The organism is Akkermansia sp. BCRC 18949, assembly GCF_045011645.1.
Lineage (GTDB): Bacteria > Verrucomicrobiota > Verrucomicrobiia > Verrucomicrobiales > Akkermansiaceae > Akkermansia > Akkermansia massiliensis.
Genome location: NZ_CP123619.1, coordinates 1,219,268 through 1,233,329, shown reverse-complemented (window position 1 = coordinate 1,233,329; position 14,062 = coordinate 1,219,268). Strand labels below are relative to the sequence as shown.

Below are 14,062 nucleotides of genomic sequence, written 5' to 3'. Positions count from 1 at the left end.
CCCCCGCACTTTCCATGGAATCCGAGGAATATACGGAAGAACTCCGGGGCTGCCCCGTGAAGGGGAACGCCTATCCCGTGCTCGTGCTGGGCGTGGGCAACCCGCTCATGGGGGATGACGGCATAGGCGTGGAGCTTGCCCACCGTCTTCAGGAACGGGACTACGGCCCGCTGGTCCATGTGGAGGAGGGAGGTACGCTGGGAATGACCCTGCTGCCCCTGCTGGAAGACGCGGATACGGTCATCCTGCTGGACGCCGTCAAGACGGGGGCCCCGCCCGGAACCGTCGTCACGCGCAGCCGGGACGAACTCCCCCGCCATTTCTCCCGCGTCATTTCCCCGCACCAGATCGGCATGAAGGAAGTGCTGGGCGCGGCCCAGCTGTGCGGAACCCTGCCGCGCATCATCACGCTGGTGGGGGTGGAGGCCGGGCATACGGACTTCTGCCAGCCCATGTCCGCGGAAGTGCGGGAGGCCGTGCCGCAGGCGCTGGACCTGGTGGAAACCCTCATCGCCCGCGCCCTGGAGGAATACCAGGCCCGGAAAGACGCGCATGCATGAAGTAGGCATCATGGAGGGGGCGCTGGACATGGCCCGGCGGCTCATGGAAAAGAACGGGGGAACCCGGCTGATGCGCGTGCACATGACCATCGGCAGCCTGAGCGGCGTGGTGCCGGAAGCCCTGCAATCCGCCTTCCTGGCCCTGAAGGACGCGTATGCCGCGCAGGACGCCGCCCTGGACGTCACGTGGGTGGAGGCCCTGTGCCGCTGCGACGCTTGCAGCGCGGATTTTTCCTTCACGGAGCACGGCTATATCTGCCCCGGCTGCGGAGCCCCCGCCCTGGCCATCCTCCGGGGACGGGAACTGGAACTGACCCGGGTGGAATGGGAGTGAACCGCGCTTTTCCCGTCCGGAAGAAAATAAGGTGAATTTACCCGAACATTTTACCCGCCCGGACGGTCTAATACCATTGGCGCGCATCCACCGCGCCTCAAACGTCAAACCAACTATGTAACCAGCGTCATGAGCAATATCAACCCATTCATTCTAACAGGGATGATGCCGCTTTCAGCCTCATCCATGAACCGCGTCTCCTACATGTGCCCGGTCACCATCAGCAATGACGTGGTGCAGGGCCAGACGGACATCCAGGATTCCCTCACCGTTGATTCCGGCGGCAATCTTTACATCATCAACGCGCCCGTTTACGTGGGAGGCCCCAACCAGCCGGATCACGGGCACCGCACCGCCCACTTGGTCATCCGTAACGGAGGCACCATGACGCTCCTGGGCAACCTGCCGGACCACATGACCGTTTTCCTGGGAAACAAGGCCAACGGCAGCCTGGAGATCAACGGCGGCCGCCTTCTGATGGGCCAGGGCCGCATTCAGGGCTCCAGAGAGCATGAAGGCAGAATCGCCATGACGGACGGCTGGCTCTTCGCCTCGGAAGTGGACCTGCCCGCCGAGGGCTCGGAACTCGTCATCAAGCACGGCCTGATGCGCATCAAAAAACTTTCCGGCAGCGTATCCACCCACATTTACGGCGGCGTGCTTCACGTGAAGGAGGAAGCCCACGCCAGCCGCATCCATTTGATAGATGACGGCGTGCTGCTTCTGGGCAGCGTTACCAGCCAGCCTTCCGCGGACGTCATGGCCGGAGCGGGCATCAACTTCCGCGGGGACGGCGGCGCGCTGGTCATCCGCGTGCCCCATCCGGAAAACGCGCTGACGCGCACGCGGGAGGCGGAACACGTCTTTGACGAACTGCTCCGGAGGGGCAAGCTCTTCCATGACAGCAAACCCATGACCAGCTTCCAGGGCTTCCACATGAGGGAATTCACCGGGCATGACAGCCTGACGTACGCCGCGCTGCGCCCCTCCGCCCAGCTGCGCGCGGAACAGAACCAGGTCACGCGCCTGCTCCATACGTTCATGTACGGCGGCAGTGAAAAGGACATGCCCATCTGAACCTCTCCGGAAAACGGATCCCATTCCGCAAAAAAGCCGCCGGCGCAGAATGCCGGCGGCTTTTTCATAAATGGGCAAGTGGAAAAAACGTTACTTCAGGAACGTAATCGTGAGGGGCGCCACGTAATCGTAATCCCCGTTCGCCACCTTGACGGCAGTGATAATGGCGAAAACAATCCACGCGATGACGACCGCGGGAGCCAGCACGAAGCCGATCAGGACAAAACATAACAGGAAGGCCGCAATCGAATAAATCGCCCAGGAAATCTGGGCATTCAGAACATTCTTTCCTACCTTGTCCACCAGGGGGTTGGCATCCTTCCAGACCAGCCAGCAGATCAGGGGCGGAATGATGTTCACGCCGGTGGAGAAACCGAAAAAGACGGATACCAGCGGAGAAACCGCTGTAAGAGTGGCCTGGGTCTTGTCGGGCTGTTTTTCAGGGGCGGGTTCCTGAACCGGCTCCTGGATAATTTGTTGTTCTTCGTCCATAAAAAATGCAAGGCGATGGGAAGCGGGAGGGCGAACGGAAACCTCTTCCATTCCTTTCCGCCTCAGTTAACCCCTTTTTCACATATTCCACCCGGTAGTCAAGCTTCCAGACCGTTCGTTTTCCGAATAAAAAGCGTTCTCCTGCAATCATCCTTGCCTCCGCGGCGGGAAGTGGCTACACATGCAGTCCATGACCAACACCCTGACGCTGCTCACCCTCTCCGCCTGCCTGGGGGCCTGTGTTCCCGGCGCGCCGGAAATCCTGCCTCCCGCTTCTTCCGTCACCCGCCGTGAAGCCCTGGAAACCAGCCGGGCCTATACTTCCATGGCCTGGCGGGGCTCTCCCCGGAACGTCCGCCACGGGACGGACGAGGACGGCATCCGGATAGACACGCCGGACGCCTCCGCAGCCGGAGGCCATGCCGGCGCGTGGTGGCGGCCCGGCGCGCGTTCCACCGGCATGCCGTACAAATGGGGCGGGTTCGACACCCCGCGGCAGTTCGCCGAACGCCTGAAGGCGGATGCCGCCAACGGGGGCGCCCCCGCCGCGGCCGGGGACATGGGCACCCCGGAAAAGCAGGCCGCGGGGGATGCCGCCGTCAGCCGCTTTGCCGCCGGGGTGGACTGCTCCGGCTTCGTCTCCCGCTGCTGGCGCCTGTCCAGGCCATTTTCCACACGGGAGCTCCCCGCTCTTTCCATTTCCCTCCCCTCCTGGGATGAGCTGAAAACGGGGGACATCCTGATTGCTCCGGGACGCCATGTGCTCCTGTTCATCCGCTGGGAGGGAGCGGAAAAAGACAGGTTCCTGGGCAGTGAAGCCGGCCCCCTGCCGGTCTGGAAGTGCGCGGAGCGCGTTTTCAGCCGCCCCATGCTGGAGAACAGCGGCTACCGCCCCATGAGGTACAGGGGCATGCGGGACTGAACCGCTGCGCGGAACTCCCCCATCTCCGGCGCTCCAGAATGGCGCCGGGAACAGGAACGCCCCGCAAGTCCGGAGACTGCGGGGCGCTGGAAAGAGTGCGGCGCATGCGGCCGCCCGGCTCCGGAAGAAGCCGCCCGGGATTATCCGGGCCGCGCCGCTTCCGGCACGGGCCGTTACAACGGCTGGACGTTCAGATCAAACACCTTCCCCTGGAAGGAGGAGCCGAGCACCTTCAGCGGGAGAACGAAGGTGGAGCGCACGCCCTTCGTGCGGGGTTCAAAGTTTTCGTCCGGATTGCGGAAGCTCTTGAGCACCATGGTGCCCGCAGGCTTGCCGTCAATGAGGAGGGTGGTTTTTTCCGGCTCTCCCACAATTTCCACCTTCACCTTCTTGCCGACGGGCAGCTTGGCGCCGAAGGAGAATTCCAGAGAGTCATCCCGCCGGAAGCCCATGGTGCCGTCCTTCATGACGGCGAACAGCTCCCCTTCCGGGCCGGAAAGCAGAACCTGCTCCTTCCCTTCCGGAGCGGCGGAAAGCTCAAGCTCCATGGTGAGGCGGTAGCCGGGCCCCAGGGCGGGCTGGTTCAACTGCTGGGGCAGCTTGCCCGGAACCACGGAGAAGGGCTTGGAATCCTTCCACTTGTGGAGGGGGTTGGTACGGGGGGCTTCCCCGATGGCCTTGACCAGCTCCCGGTGCTCTTCAAAAGAATCCGGAGCCTTGGCCTTCCCCCACATCTTCTGGGCCAGCACGTCCATGGAGCCGGAAATAACGCCCCAAATGTCATAGGGGGCATAGCCGGAGTGCTTGAGGTCCGTCTCATCATTCCAGACGGCAAAAGCCGCGCCGATGAGCTGGGGATGGCCGGAAGGCAGGGTTTCATTCCCGATGCGGTTGGGAATCCAGTTATTATAAAGCCCCTTGTGGTTCCTGTCCATGCGGTAATAGTTGGCGTAGGGCACCACGTACAGGGCGCCGTCATTGGTATTGATGACGTCGTAACCCAGGTTCACGGCCTCCCAGGCCCTCATCCATCCGGTACTCCAGAGGTTCATTTGAACGCCCTTGCTCACCACGGGGGTTTTGCCGGGCTTGGTGCTCAGGCTGCCCCAGATGCGGGGCGTATAACCGCGCTTCAGGGCGTGCTTCAGCACGGCGTCCGCAAAATGGCGGTAATCCTCCTTGTTGCCGTAAAACTCGTCCGCGCCCACATGCACCACCTTGCTGCCGAACACCGGGCGGCCCAGTTTGGGGTCTTTCAGCAAATACTCGTCAAATACCTTGCCCACCAGGCTGATCGTCTCCGGGTTGGCGGCGTCCAGCATCTCGCTGCGGCGCTTTTCATGGTTCATGGGTCCCTTGTAAATGAGGTCCGGGCGCAGGCGGGTGAAGGAAAGCGCGTGACCGGGAGTGTCAATCTCCGGAACGATGCTGATGCCGCGGCGTTCGGCGTAATCCACCAGATCCGCAAACTCCTTCTTGGTGTAGAAAAGGTCCTTCGCCGTAAGAGGAACGCCGTCCTTGCCCTTCATGTTGGATTCCAGGCGGAAGGCGGCATAGAGCTCCTTGAACGGATCGCGGCCCTTGTCCACATACATTTCATGGAAAATGAAGTTATTGTTGATGACCAGGTGCAGGTCATTCATCTTGTACCAGGCCATGGTGCGGATCACGTCCCTGAGGTAGCTGAGGGGATAGGGCGTACGCGCAATATCAAGCATGAAGCCGCGCAGCTCATAGCGCGGGAAATCCACTGCCGTGCCGCAGGGAACGCTGCCGGGGGTCTGGCGCAGCATCTGCAGCAGCGTGCGCGTGCCCCAGAACAGCCCGGTGGGCGTAGCCGCGCCAATGCGGACGCCGTCCCTGGTCACCTGGAGCCTGTACCCCTCCTTGCCCAGGTTGCCGCCTTTCAGCAGGGAAAAGGAAATATCCGCCTTCGCGCCGGGCGGGACAAGCTTGACCTTCTTCCCCGCCACGTCTTCCAGATCAGCCGTGAATATCTGCGCCAGCTCTTTTTCCGGGCAGGCTACGGAAACCGTGTTCCCCAGCTTGTACTCGCCCTGGCCGCCCTTCCATTGCAGGATTTCCGGAATGATACGCGGCTTGGGATTGCCCTGGGCGGCGTCCGGGGCCTGCAGCATGATTTCATAATCCTTGCTGATGGCTTCCTTGCCGTCCTTGGTCACCTTGAAGCTGACGTTGACGGGGGTGTCTGAAATAACGGGGGCTATCTTTCCCTTGCTGTTAACAAGCTGCTCATAGTCGGCCCCCAGGAATTTGATCTGGGCTCCGGAGACGCTTGGCATCGGCAGTTGTTTCGCGCCCGCTTTCACCGGAGGGATAGTGAGGGAATCCGCAATCTGCTTGGCGTCCTGCCCCATCAAGGGAGATGCGGCAAAAGCGGCGATCATCAGGAATAGGTTCTTCTTCATGTTATCGTGTCGTTTCAGGGAAAAGGAGGATCTGATTCGTGCCAAGAACTACGCGCCCGCCGTCCTTTTCTTGCAGGGAAAGGGGAAAAAGCGGGTGAATTCTCCTTCGTTCCGCTGTCCGGGCAGGCATTCCGCCGGGCGGATTGCCGCGCGTCAGGTTTCATGAAGGAAAACCGCCGGGCCCGGGAGGACCGGCCAATCTTGTTCAGGCAAGTTATTATCTCAAACATCCCGTTATTGGCGAGATTAAAAAACAGGCACGCTCCGGACGCGGGAATGCGCCCGGAAGGTAAACGCCCTGCCGGACAAAAAAGGGGCCGGACCTCCAATCAGGAAATCCGGCCCCGGACAGGGGGAAAAGGGAAGGACAAATCAGGCGCGGATGTCGATCACCTCCCCGGCGGGGAAGCGCACCTTGGCCTCGCGGGCGTAATCGTCGTCCTTCGCGCGGTAGCCCAGCGCCACGCTCACCACAGAGCGGTACGGCGTGCCGTCCAGGCCCAGAATCTCATCATACTTATCGCGGTCCATGCCGCCGATGGTGCAGGAATCCACCCGCAGGGCGGCGGCCGCGCTGAGCAGGAAGCCTGCGGCAATGTACACCTGGCAATCCAGCCAGGTGTGCATTTTTTCCGAAGTCAGGGATTTTACATAGCCAGTGTAGAAATCAGCGGAGGAAGCCAGCTTTTCCGCGGACGGGTGGCGCGTGAACTCAATCTGGGCCAGGTAGCGGTCCACGTCCCGCTGGGTGGCCGTCCTGCGGGCGCAAAGCACCACGTAATGGGAGCAGTCCTCCACCTGGGGCTGGTTCCAGGAGACTTCCCGCAGGCGCGCCTTTAATTCCTTGTTCGTCACCACCACAAACTTCCAGAGCTGAAGGCCCAGGGAAGACGGGCTGAGGCGCAGGCTTTCCGCCAGCGCATGCCAGGTGGGTTTCTCAATGCGGGCTTCGGGGTCAAACTTCTTGCAGGCGTAACGCCATTCAAGACCGTCAATGTACTGTTCCGGAGAGATCATAAAAGGTGAGACAGGAAAAACGGCGAAACTGTTTAAAGTACTTCCTTCAAAACTTCAATGCAGCGGGCATTTTCCGCGGGGGTGCCTATGCTGATGCGTATCCACTCCGGCAGCCCGTAGCCGTCCTGCGCGCGGACGATCACGCCCCTGGCCAGCATGTCCTGGAACACCTTCCTGCCCTGCCCCACCTTCACCAGGACAAAATTGCCCTGGCTGGGAATCCATTCCAGCCCCATGTCCCGGAAAGCCTGTTCGTAAAAACGCATGCCCTCGGCATTGTTCTCCACGGTGCGGCGCACGTGCTCCCGGTCTTCCAGGGCGGCCAGGGCCGCCTCCTGTGCCAGCACGTGCAGGTTGAACGGCGCGCGCGCCTTGTGCAGCATGCTGCACACGTGTTCCGGGGCAATGCCGTAGCCCACGCGCAGGCCCGCCAGGCCGTAAGCCTTGGAGAAGGTGCGGAGAACAATCACGTTGCGGCCTTCCCGCACGAACTTGAGGGTATCCGGCGGATTGTCGGAAAACTCCCGGTACGCCTCGTCAAAGCACACCAGCACGTGTTCCGGCACCTTCGCCATGAAATCGTCAATCTCCTGCTGGCCCACTACCGTTCCCACGGGATTGGTGGGATTCGTGATGAACACGATGCGCGTCCTGTCCGTAACGGCATCCAGGAAGCCGTTCAGATCGTGCGTCCAGTCCGGCTTGTTGGGCACTTCCACGTACGTGGCGCCGAACAGCTTGGACATGATGGGGTACATGGAAAAGGCGTGCCTGGCGGCCACTACCTCCGCCCGGGGATTCAGCAGGGCATGGCACATCAGCTCAATCACCTCGCTGCTGCCCGTGCCCACCACCGTCTGGCCGAACTCCACGCCGCAGAACTCCGCAATGGCGGAGCGCAGGCGGAAGGCCGCGCCGTCCGGATAAATGTTCACGCCTGCCGCCGCGCGGGCAATGGCCTCCACCGCCTTGGGGGACGGCCCCAGCGGGTTCTCATTGGACGCCAGTTTCACAATATCATGGGGATCCAGGCCCAGTTCCCGGGCCGTCTCCTCAATGGGCTTGCCCGGCTGGTAAGCCACCAATTCCAGCACATGCTGGTTTGCGAAACTCTCAATACTCATAGCGGCGGAATGTTACCGCCATTCCCCACTTCTGGCAATACGGATTTCCATCCGGAGCGGACCTTAAAAACATGCCTGTCATTCAGCCTCATCCACGCTGCGGGAAGCGGCGGAATTTCTTTCACCCCCGGAAAGGCCTTCCTTTCCAACCGGCTTAATCCTCTTCCCGCCGCCAAAATAAACGTATCCATGGCGCGAACAGCCGGAAGCAGGCTTTTTAATGCCGCGGCGGGCAAGTATTGCCCGGAAGGATAAAAATTAGACTTCCGCTCTTTGGACAGTTTCCCAAACATGGAAAGGGTGGTTCAAAGCAGATGTCCCTCCGGAAAGGTCGTGCCAAATCCATGCCCTTGTGGACGACAATGGAAGTTTCACCATCAAGCAAGTTTGGAATGTCCGCCTGCCCTTTCCTTCCGTCTTTCCGCGCATCCCCTGCCCTATAAAAAGCAACCCGGTTTAACGGCCTTATTCCGGGACGTGCCTGCCGGGCATTTCTTCCCTCGCCCGGCGGGTCATGGCGGCGATCAGCTCCGTTTTTCCCTCCGTATAGGCATCCCGGTTAAATTCGAACTTCTCTTTCAGGGAACGCTTGAGGGCGGCGTACCTTTCCGCCTCATCCGGATGCGCGGCCAGGTAATCCCGGAAGTACAATTCATCCCAATCCCGGCAGGGCCGCACATGCAGATGGAACGCCTGCCCCCGGAAGCCGTCCGCGGCATAGCCCTTCACCAGAACCAGGCGCATCTGCGCTTCGTCCCGGTGCATTTCCCGGTAGCCGCACTTTTCCAGCAGGGGAAGCGCTTCAAAAACAAATGAATCGGGCCGCACTTCCAGCAGAATGTCAATGGTGGGTTTGGCCGCCAGGCCCGGAACGGACGTGCTCCCGAAGTGGGAAAGGCGGCTGATGCGCGAGAGGGGCACCACCGATTCCAGCATCTCTTTCTCCCTCCGGTAGATTTCCGCCCACTCCGGCCTGGATTCGCTCAGGATGACGGGAAACAAGCGCCAGAGTTCTTCAAGGCTCATGGCGGACAGGGCGGCTTCATCCGAAACACGGCGGGACATTCCCGGAAGATAAGGGAGACGAAGCCGTGAGTCAACCTCCCCGGCGTCCTCCCCGCCCTGACGCCGGGGAACCGCGGACCTTTTTGCCATTCCCTACTTTCTCCGCTTGCTGCCGTCCCGCGGACGGCAGCGCAGGGCCTGGTACCCGGCCACGACAAAGGCGAAGGTAGTCACCGCCAGAAAAGAGCGGAACAGCCACGCCAGAAGTTCCCAGTAAATCTCCTGAGTCATGCGGAAGGTTTTTTACCGGAATCCGGGACGTTGCCCAGATCTTCCCGGAGACGTTTGACGGCACAGGCAATGAGGGTAGCCTTATCAAGCTGGCAGCGCTCCACGTTCAGGGCGTCCGCTTCCGCATCCCGGAAAAAATGGACGGATAACGGCATTTTTCCCTTGATTTGAATTTTTTTCTGACTCTTTTTCTTATTTCCCGTCTTCATAAAAATCCTTCTTTTGGTGCAATAAGGGCTTCAATAACCCGCTTACGATGCAATAATGCACCTGAAACGGTATTTCAGTCAACGAAAATATACCGTTAAAATGATATTATGCAAAAAAGGTTGAAAAATCGCACCATTTTCGTTACAAAGATATGCATGAGTGAGAATCAGGATGAACTCAAAGTGCAGATCAAGGCTTGGCTGAAACAGCAGAACATCTCCCGCAATGATTTTGCGGAGGAATGCTTCGTGTCTCCCAACACGGTCCGCAACTGGCTTGCCAAGGTAGCCATTCCCAAAGACAAGGAAGCTCTCATCCGGCTCATGATGGAAAAGACGGAAAGGGAGAAAAAACTGAAGGAGGCGGCAAGAGCCCATTGGAAACCCTTCGCCGTCATGCTGAGCGCCGAGGATTACAAACTCATCGAAGAAGCCGCCAGAAGAGACAACATGACGGTGGAGGAATGGGCGGAAGCCACCCTGATCAAGGACGCCCAGAAGAGGATGAAAAATTATTACGACGACGAAAGCAGCCTCCCGAACGACATCCCTCTGGCAGCGGAAATTCCGGAGGAGTACGGCGCTCCCAGGCCTTCCTCCTCTTCCAGTTCCTCATTCTCCGAACCTGCTTCTCCCCGCCGCAAGCCGCGGCAATAAACCATGGCGGATATGGCAGGCGCGCCCCGTGCAGGGACACCGCCCTCCCGCTGAGCCCCCCTTCGGCTGAAATCCCCCGGCTCCCTGCGGTTCCGGGGGATTTTCCTGTCAAGGCCCCGGGAACGGCTCAAACACTTGCGGCAACTGAACCCGGGATGGGTTTCCGCAAACGATTTAAAATACGCGTGTCCGCAGGGCACGATGGGGATATTAATTACCGCAGGGGCTTGCGCCGCTCCCGTCCGCTCTTTTTTCTTGCCTGACGTGTTAGAGGGGTTCTATCATATTGACCATGAGACAACTACTCTGCCTGCTGTTCATTTCCGCCTTCTGGCTCCCGCTTTCCGCCCGTGCGGAGGCGGCTCCGCCGGCCGTTCCCTCCATTGCCGTCAGGATGGTGCATCCGGACAGCCTGGAGCTGGACCGGGAAGGAAAACCGGTCCCGGAAGGATACACGCCTTATGTGTATGAATTCCGCGACCGCCACGGAAAGATGCAGCGGGAACGTCTGTTCCTGAAAGACGAACCGGTCATTACGGAGGCGGAGGTGGAACGGGCAGGCGTCGATCCGAGCAGACCGGAGCATCTCAACATCACCCTGAACACGCCGGGAGGGAGGTCCATGAAAACGGCTACATCCGCCATGAGGCTGGGACATGACAGGCTGGCTGTCGTCGTTCAGGGAAAAGTCAATTCGGCCCCGGTGGTTCAGGCCATTATTTCCCGTGCTTTTGAAATTTCCGGACTGGACGGGGAGAATGAAGCCGCCAACTTGGCGGAACTGCTCAACCACCGGGCCGCCACGGGGAAAACCACCCCTTTCATTCCGCGTGATCTGGCCCTGTACGCCATCCATCCGGAGAACGCCCGGCTGGTGGAAGAAGGGACGCTTTCCGTACCGGGCTACCGGCTCTGGAGCCGCCCGGGCGCGGAGGAAGAAAAAGACGCGGAGAAGGAATACCTGTTTCTGGGGAACGCCCCCATCGTCACCGGGGATTACGCCCAGTCCGCACGCCCCAATCTGGATTATCCGGGGCATCTGGACATCGTTTGGAATGAAGAAGCGTACAGGAACCTGGAACAGGCCTGCGCCGCCCTCCGGCCCGGCAAGGACAGAATGGCCGTGGTCCTGCGCGGCGCCATCCTGTCTACGCCCGTATTCCATAAAATGCCTTCCCACGCCACCCTCATTCCCGTGCCGGGAGATGACCGCCAGCTGGATGCCCTCTGCGCGGCCATCAATACCCAGTTTCCGCCGCTCACGGAACAACAGCAGAGGAAGGTGAAAAAGAAGCTGGCCGTTTATCCCGTGCATCCCCGCAGCACGGAGCTGGAACAGCGGTTCCTCCCGGAACTCCGGCAAGGGAAAACCATTCATCTGAAAAGCGGGTTCCGCTCCATCCCCTACACCCGCCCTGATTTCCCGGAGCCTGTTCCATCCTGGGCCTTTATCCGGCCGGAATCCCTGATCGGCCCGGAGGATATCCGGTACGCGGCACGGGAGCAGGACGGCACGATTACCTGCCAACTGCTGCCCCGTGCATGGGAAAAAATGCATGCCTTCATGGACGCAAGCCCTGCGGGAACCGTAGCCGTGGCGATTGTCTTTCAGGGGAAGGTTCACCAGATGTTCAAGATCAGAGACAGCTTGCTGCAGATGTGGGGAATCCCCGTGATCACATTCATTCAGCCCATTTCCGTCATTTACATCCTCACTCCGGAAGAGGAACGGCGCATGCACCGGGAATTCCTGTATCACGTCTTCAGGGATATGCTGTTTCCCGTCAGCCCGTGGTTCTTTAAAAACTGCGTTCCTTTCCGTACGCTGGGCGAACAGAAGCCTTTTTTAATGATTGATTCGGGCCTGAACCGCCCCTGATTTTTTTGCTCGAACCGGGGGCGGCGCTCCGCTATATTGCCTCCCGTTATGGCAACACCGGATTTTCATTACCAGGATCCTTTTCCCATTGAAAAGGACGACACCCAGTACCGCCTCATCACGTCCGACTACGTGAGCGTGGGTGACTTTGAAGGACACCCCATGCTGAAGGTGGAACCGGAGGGCCTGCGCCTGCTGGCCGCGGAAGCCTTCCATGACGTGGCCTTTTTCCTGCGCCCCGCCCACCTGAAGCAGGTGGCCGCCATTCTGGACGACCCGGAAGCCAGCGCCAATGACAAGAGCGTGGCCCTGACGATGCTCCGCAACGCGGAAGTGGCTTCCGCCGGAATCCTGCCCTTCTGCCAGGACACGGGCACCGCCACCATCGTGGGCAAGAAGGGCCAGCAGGTCTGGACCGGCTGCGATGACTGCGAACAGCTTTCCCACGGCGTTTACGACGCTTACACCCAGAACAACCTGCGCTATTCCCAGACCGTGGCGCTGGACATGTATACGGAGAAGAACACCGGCACCAACCTGCCCGCCCAGATTGACATTGAAGCGGTGGAAGGCATGAAGTACTCCTTCCTCTTCGTCGCCAAGGGCGGCGGCTCCGCCAACAAGACCTACCTTTACCAGGAAACGAAGGCCCTGCTGAATCCGGCCACGCTGAAGAAGTTCCTGGTGGAGAAGATGAGCACGCTGGGCACGGCGGCCTGCCCGCCCTACCACATCGCCTTCGTCATCGGCGGGACCTCCGCGGAAAAGTGCCTGAAAACCGTGAAGATGGCTTCCACCAAGTATTACGACAACCTGCCCACCACGGGCAACGAGTACGGACGCGCCTTCCGCGACCTGGAGCTGGAAAAGGAACTGCATGAGGAAGCCTGCAAGCTGGGCCTGGGCGCCCAGTTCGGCGGCAAGTGGTACGCGCTGGACGTGCGCGTCATCCGCCTGCCCCGCCACGGAGCCTCCTGCCCGGTGGGACTGGGCGTCTCCTGCTCCGCGGACCGCAACGCGAAGGCCAAGATCACGCCGGAAGGCATCTTCATTGAACAACTGGAAACCAACCCCGGCCAGTACATTCCGGAAGCCCTGCGCATGACCTCCAGCGAGGCCGTCTCCATTGACCTGAACCGCCCGATGAAGGAAGTGCTGGCGGAACTGAGCAAGTACCCCGTCACCACGCGCCTGAGCCTGAACGGCACCATCATCGTGGCGCGCGACATCGCCCACGCCAAGCTGAAGGAACGCCTGGAGAAGGGTGAAGGCATGCCCCAGTACATGAAGGACCACCCCGTGTACTACGCCGGTCCGGCCAAGACCCCGGAAGGGTATCCCTCCGGCTCCTTCGGCCCTACCACCGCGGGCCGCATGGATTCCTACGTGGACTTGTTCCAGGAAAACGGCGGCTCCATGATCATGATCGCCAAGGGCAACCGCAGCCAGCAGGTGACGGACGCCTGCCAGAAGCACGGCGGCTTTTACCTGGGTTCCATCGGCGGTCCCGCCGCCATCCTGGCCAAGAATAACATCAGGAAGGTGGAACTGCTGGAATACCCGGAACTGGGCATGGAAGCCATCTGGAAGATTGAGGTGGAGGACTTCCCCGCCTTCATTCTGGTGGACGACAAGGGCAACGATTTCTTCGCGAAGATCCGCGAAGGCTGGGCCTGCGCTGGCTGCGCCCATTAAGCCGCCCGGACAGAGCGCCGGATTTTTTCTCCCTGTTCCGCCATGCCGCGCGGAACAGGGATTTTTTATGGCCCCTTTACGGGAAAACTCGTTTTATCCCCCCTCCTTTTTCCCTTGAGCTTTTGGGGAGATTCTCCCGAACATCCCCGGCCTGCCGTTTCAAGCATTCATTAAATCCGGAAGGAGGAAGAAGCGCAGATATAAACAGGTGGAATCCGCCACCCGTTACAGGGAGAATCTCCAGCCTTTAAAAAACCGTTTGTAAGACATTGCCGGAAGTTTTTCCCGCTTGACTATTTATGGAAATTTTTCATAGTGGTTCCGGTTAGTATCATACAAATCACATTTACCTCTAATAAATCGCCCCGTCC

Annotated in this window: 15 protein-coding genes; 7 read left to right on the top strand and 8 right to left on the bottom strand. The window is 60.1% G+C overall.

Features of this window, described 5'->3' with window-relative positions; genetic code table 11:
• Nucleotides 1-14: 14 nt before the first annotated feature.
• From P8A25_RS05095 to P8A25_RS05085, 3 genes are all read left to right on the top strand, one after another.
• Complete coding sequence (locus tag P8A25_RS05095; RefSeq protein WP_215443609.1) at nucleotides 15-560, top strand: HyaD/HybD family hydrogenase maturation endopeptidase; 546 nt, start codon at nucleotides 15-17, stop codon at nucleotides 558-560.
• Nucleotides 553-894: a hydrogenase maturation nickel metallochaperone HypA gene (locus P8A25_RS05090; RefSeq protein WP_215443611.1), complete on the top strand. Its 342-nt coding sequence runs from the start codon at nucleotides 553-555 to the stop codon at nucleotides 892-894. The genes P8A25_RS05095 and P8A25_RS05090 overlap by 8 nt, the downstream gene beginning before the upstream one ends.
• A gap of 129 nt (nucleotides 895-1,023) precedes the next feature.
• A complete protein-coding gene (locus P8A25_RS05085) occupies nucleotides 1,024-1,971 on the top strand; it encodes a hypothetical protein (RefSeq protein WP_146021083.1) in 948 nt (315 codons plus the stop codon).
• Nucleotides 1,972-2,061: 90 nt separating this feature from the next.
• Here the strand turns inward: P8A25_RS05085 and P8A25_RS05080 are convergent, their stop codons facing one another.
• Nucleotides 2,062-2,463, bottom strand: a complete 402-nt coding sequence (locus P8A25_RS05080; RefSeq protein WP_022397366.1) for a DUF4870 domain-containing protein — start codon at nucleotides 2,461-2,463, stop codon at nucleotides 2,062-2,064.
• Between the two features lie 190 nt (nucleotides 2,464-2,653).
• Here P8A25_RS05080 and P8A25_RS05075 point away from each other — a divergent pair, with 190 nt between their 5' ends.
• The gene (locus P8A25_RS05075; RefSeq protein ID WP_146019270.1) at nucleotides 2,654-3,385 is read left to right on the top strand and encodes a hypothetical protein; all 732 of its coding nucleotides are present in this window, start codon (nucleotides 2,654-2,656) and stop codon (nucleotides 3,383-3,385) included.
• A 173-nt stretch (nucleotides 3,386-3,558) separates the two neighbouring features.
• On the opposite strand, the gene P8A25_RS05070 is transcribed toward P8A25_RS05075, so the two are convergent.
• The 7 genes from P8A25_RS05070 to P8A25_RS05040 all read right to left on the bottom strand — a co-directional run bounded on the left by P8A25_RS05070 (nucleotide 3,559) and on the right by P8A25_RS05040 (nucleotide 9,406).
• Entirely contained in the window at nucleotides 3,559-5,814 is a 2,256-nt protein-coding gene (locus tag P8A25_RS05070; RefSeq protein ID WP_215443613.1) for a family 20 glycosylhydrolase, read from the bottom strand.
• A gap of 372 nt (nucleotides 5,815-6,186) precedes the next feature.
• Nucleotides 6,187-6,831, bottom strand: coding sequence for an NAD(P)H-dependent oxidoreductase (locus P8A25_RS05065; protein WP_215443615.1), 645 nt, complete (start codon nucleotides 6,829-6,831; stop codon nucleotides 6,187-6,189).
• 32 nt (nucleotides 6,832-6,863) lie between these two features.
• Complete coding sequence (gene hisC / locus P8A25_RS05060) at nucleotides 6,864-7,955, bottom strand: histidinol-phosphate transaminase (RefSeq protein ID WP_215443617.1); 1,092 nt, start codon at nucleotides 7,953-7,955, stop codon at nucleotides 6,864-6,866.
• The gene (locus P8A25_RS05055; RefSeq protein WP_102749444.1) at nucleotides 7,952-8,248 is read right to left on the bottom strand and encodes a hypothetical protein; all 297 of its coding nucleotides are present in this window, start codon (nucleotides 8,246-8,248) and stop codon (nucleotides 7,952-7,954) included. The genes hisC and P8A25_RS05055 overlap by 4 nt, the downstream gene beginning before the upstream one ends.
• Nucleotides 8,249-8,420: 172 nt before the next feature.
• A complete protein-coding gene (locus tag P8A25_RS05050; RefSeq protein ID WP_102728091.1) occupies nucleotides 8,421-9,020 on the bottom strand; it encodes a GrpB family protein in 600 nt (199 codons plus the stop codon).
• 93 nt (nucleotides 9,021-9,113) lie between these two features.
• On the bottom strand, nucleotides 9,114-9,251 hold the full coding sequence (locus tag P8A25_RS05045; RefSeq protein WP_022397372.1) for a hypothetical protein: 138 nt from the start codon (nucleotides 9,249-9,251) through the stop codon (nucleotides 9,114-9,116).
• A complete protein-coding gene (locus P8A25_RS05040) occupies nucleotides 9,248-9,406 on the bottom strand; it encodes a hypothetical protein (protein WP_156340781.1) in 159 nt (52 codons plus the stop codon). The genes P8A25_RS05045 and P8A25_RS05040 overlap by 4 nt, the downstream gene beginning before the upstream one ends.
• A 210-nt stretch (nucleotides 9,407-9,616) precedes the next feature.
• Between P8A25_RS05040 and P8A25_RS05035 the strand changes: the two genes are divergently transcribed.
• From P8A25_RS05035 to P8A25_RS05025, 3 genes are all read left to right on the top strand, one after another.
• Entirely contained in the window at nucleotides 9,617-10,117 is a 501-nt protein-coding gene (locus tag P8A25_RS05035; protein ID WP_215443619.1) for a helix-turn-helix transcriptional regulator, read from the top strand.
• 292 nt (nucleotides 10,118-10,409) lie between these two features.
• The gene (locus tag P8A25_RS05030) at nucleotides 10,410-11,996 is read left to right on the top strand and encodes a SecDF P1 head subdomain-containing protein (protein ID WP_215443620.1); all 1,587 of its coding nucleotides are present in this window, start codon (nucleotides 10,410-10,412) and stop codon (nucleotides 11,994-11,996) included.
• A gap of 48 nt (nucleotides 11,997-12,044) precedes the next feature.
• Nucleotides 12,045-13,691 (top strand): fumarate hydratase, encoded by a 1,647-nt coding sequence (locus P8A25_RS05025; protein ID WP_022397376.1) that lies wholly within the window; start codon nucleotides 12,045-12,047, stop codon nucleotides 13,689-13,691.
• Nucleotides 13,692-14,062: the final 371 nt, after the last annotated feature.

Excerpts from the sequence above, each read along its gene's own strand:
- P8A25_RS05075 (WP_146019270.1), top strand. The coding sequence starts at position 2,654 with ATGACCAACACCCTGACGCTGCTCACCCTCTCCGCCTGCCTGGGGGCC.
- P8A25_RS05080 (WP_022397366.1), bottom strand. The coding sequence starts at position 2,463 with ATGGACGAAGAACAACAAATTATCCAGGAGCCGGTTCAGGAACCCGCC.
- P8A25_RS05045 (WP_022397372.1), bottom strand. The coding sequence starts at position 9,251 with ATGACTCAGGAGATTTACTGGGAACTTCTGGCGTGGCTGTTCCGCTCT.
- P8A25_RS05095 (WP_215443609.1), top strand. The coding sequence starts at position 15 with ATGGAATCCGAGGAATATACGGAAGAACTCCGGGGCTGCCCCGTGAAG.
- P8A25_RS05025 (WP_022397376.1), top strand. The coding sequence starts at position 12,045 with ATGGCAACACCGGATTTTCATTACCAGGATCCTTTTCCCATTGAAAAG.
- P8A25_RS05065 (WP_215443615.1), bottom strand. The coding sequence starts at position 6,831 with ATGATCTCTCCGGAACAGTACATTGACGGTCTTGAATGGCGTTACGCC.
- P8A25_RS05030 (WP_215443620.1), top strand. The coding sequence starts at position 10,410 with ATGAGACAACTACTCTGCCTGCTGTTCATTTCCGCCTTCTGGCTCCCG.
- P8A25_RS05085 (WP_146021083.1), top strand. The coding sequence starts at position 1,024 with ATGAGCAATATCAACCCATTCATTCTAACAGGGATGATGCCGCTTTCA.
- P8A25_RS05055 (WP_102749444.1), bottom strand. The coding sequence starts at position 8,248 with ATGTTTGGGAAACTGTCCAAAGAGCGGAAGTCTAATTTTTATCCTTCC.
- P8A25_RS05040 (WP_156340781.1), bottom strand. The coding sequence starts at position 9,406 with ATGCCGTTATCCGTCCATTTTTTCCGGGATGCGGAAGCGGACGCCCTG.
- P8A25_RS05090 (WP_215443611.1), top strand. The coding sequence starts at position 553 with ATGCATGAAGTAGGCATCATGGAGGGGGCGCTGGACATGGCCCGGCGG.
- hisC (WP_215443617.1), bottom strand. The coding sequence starts at position 7,955 with ATGAGTATTGAGAGTTTCGCAAACCAGCATGTGCTGGAATTGGTGGCT.
- P8A25_RS05035 (WP_215443619.1), top strand. The coding sequence starts at position 9,617 with ATGAGTGAGAATCAGGATGAACTCAAAGTGCAGATCAAGGCTTGGCTG.
- P8A25_RS05070 (WP_215443613.1), bottom strand. The coding sequence starts at position 5,814 with ATGAAGAAGAACCTATTCCTGATGATCGCCGCTTTTGCCGCATCTCCC.
- P8A25_RS05050 (WP_102728091.1), bottom strand. The coding sequence starts at position 9,020 with ATGTCCCGCCGTGTTTCGGATGAAGCCGCCCTGTCCGCCATGAGCCTT.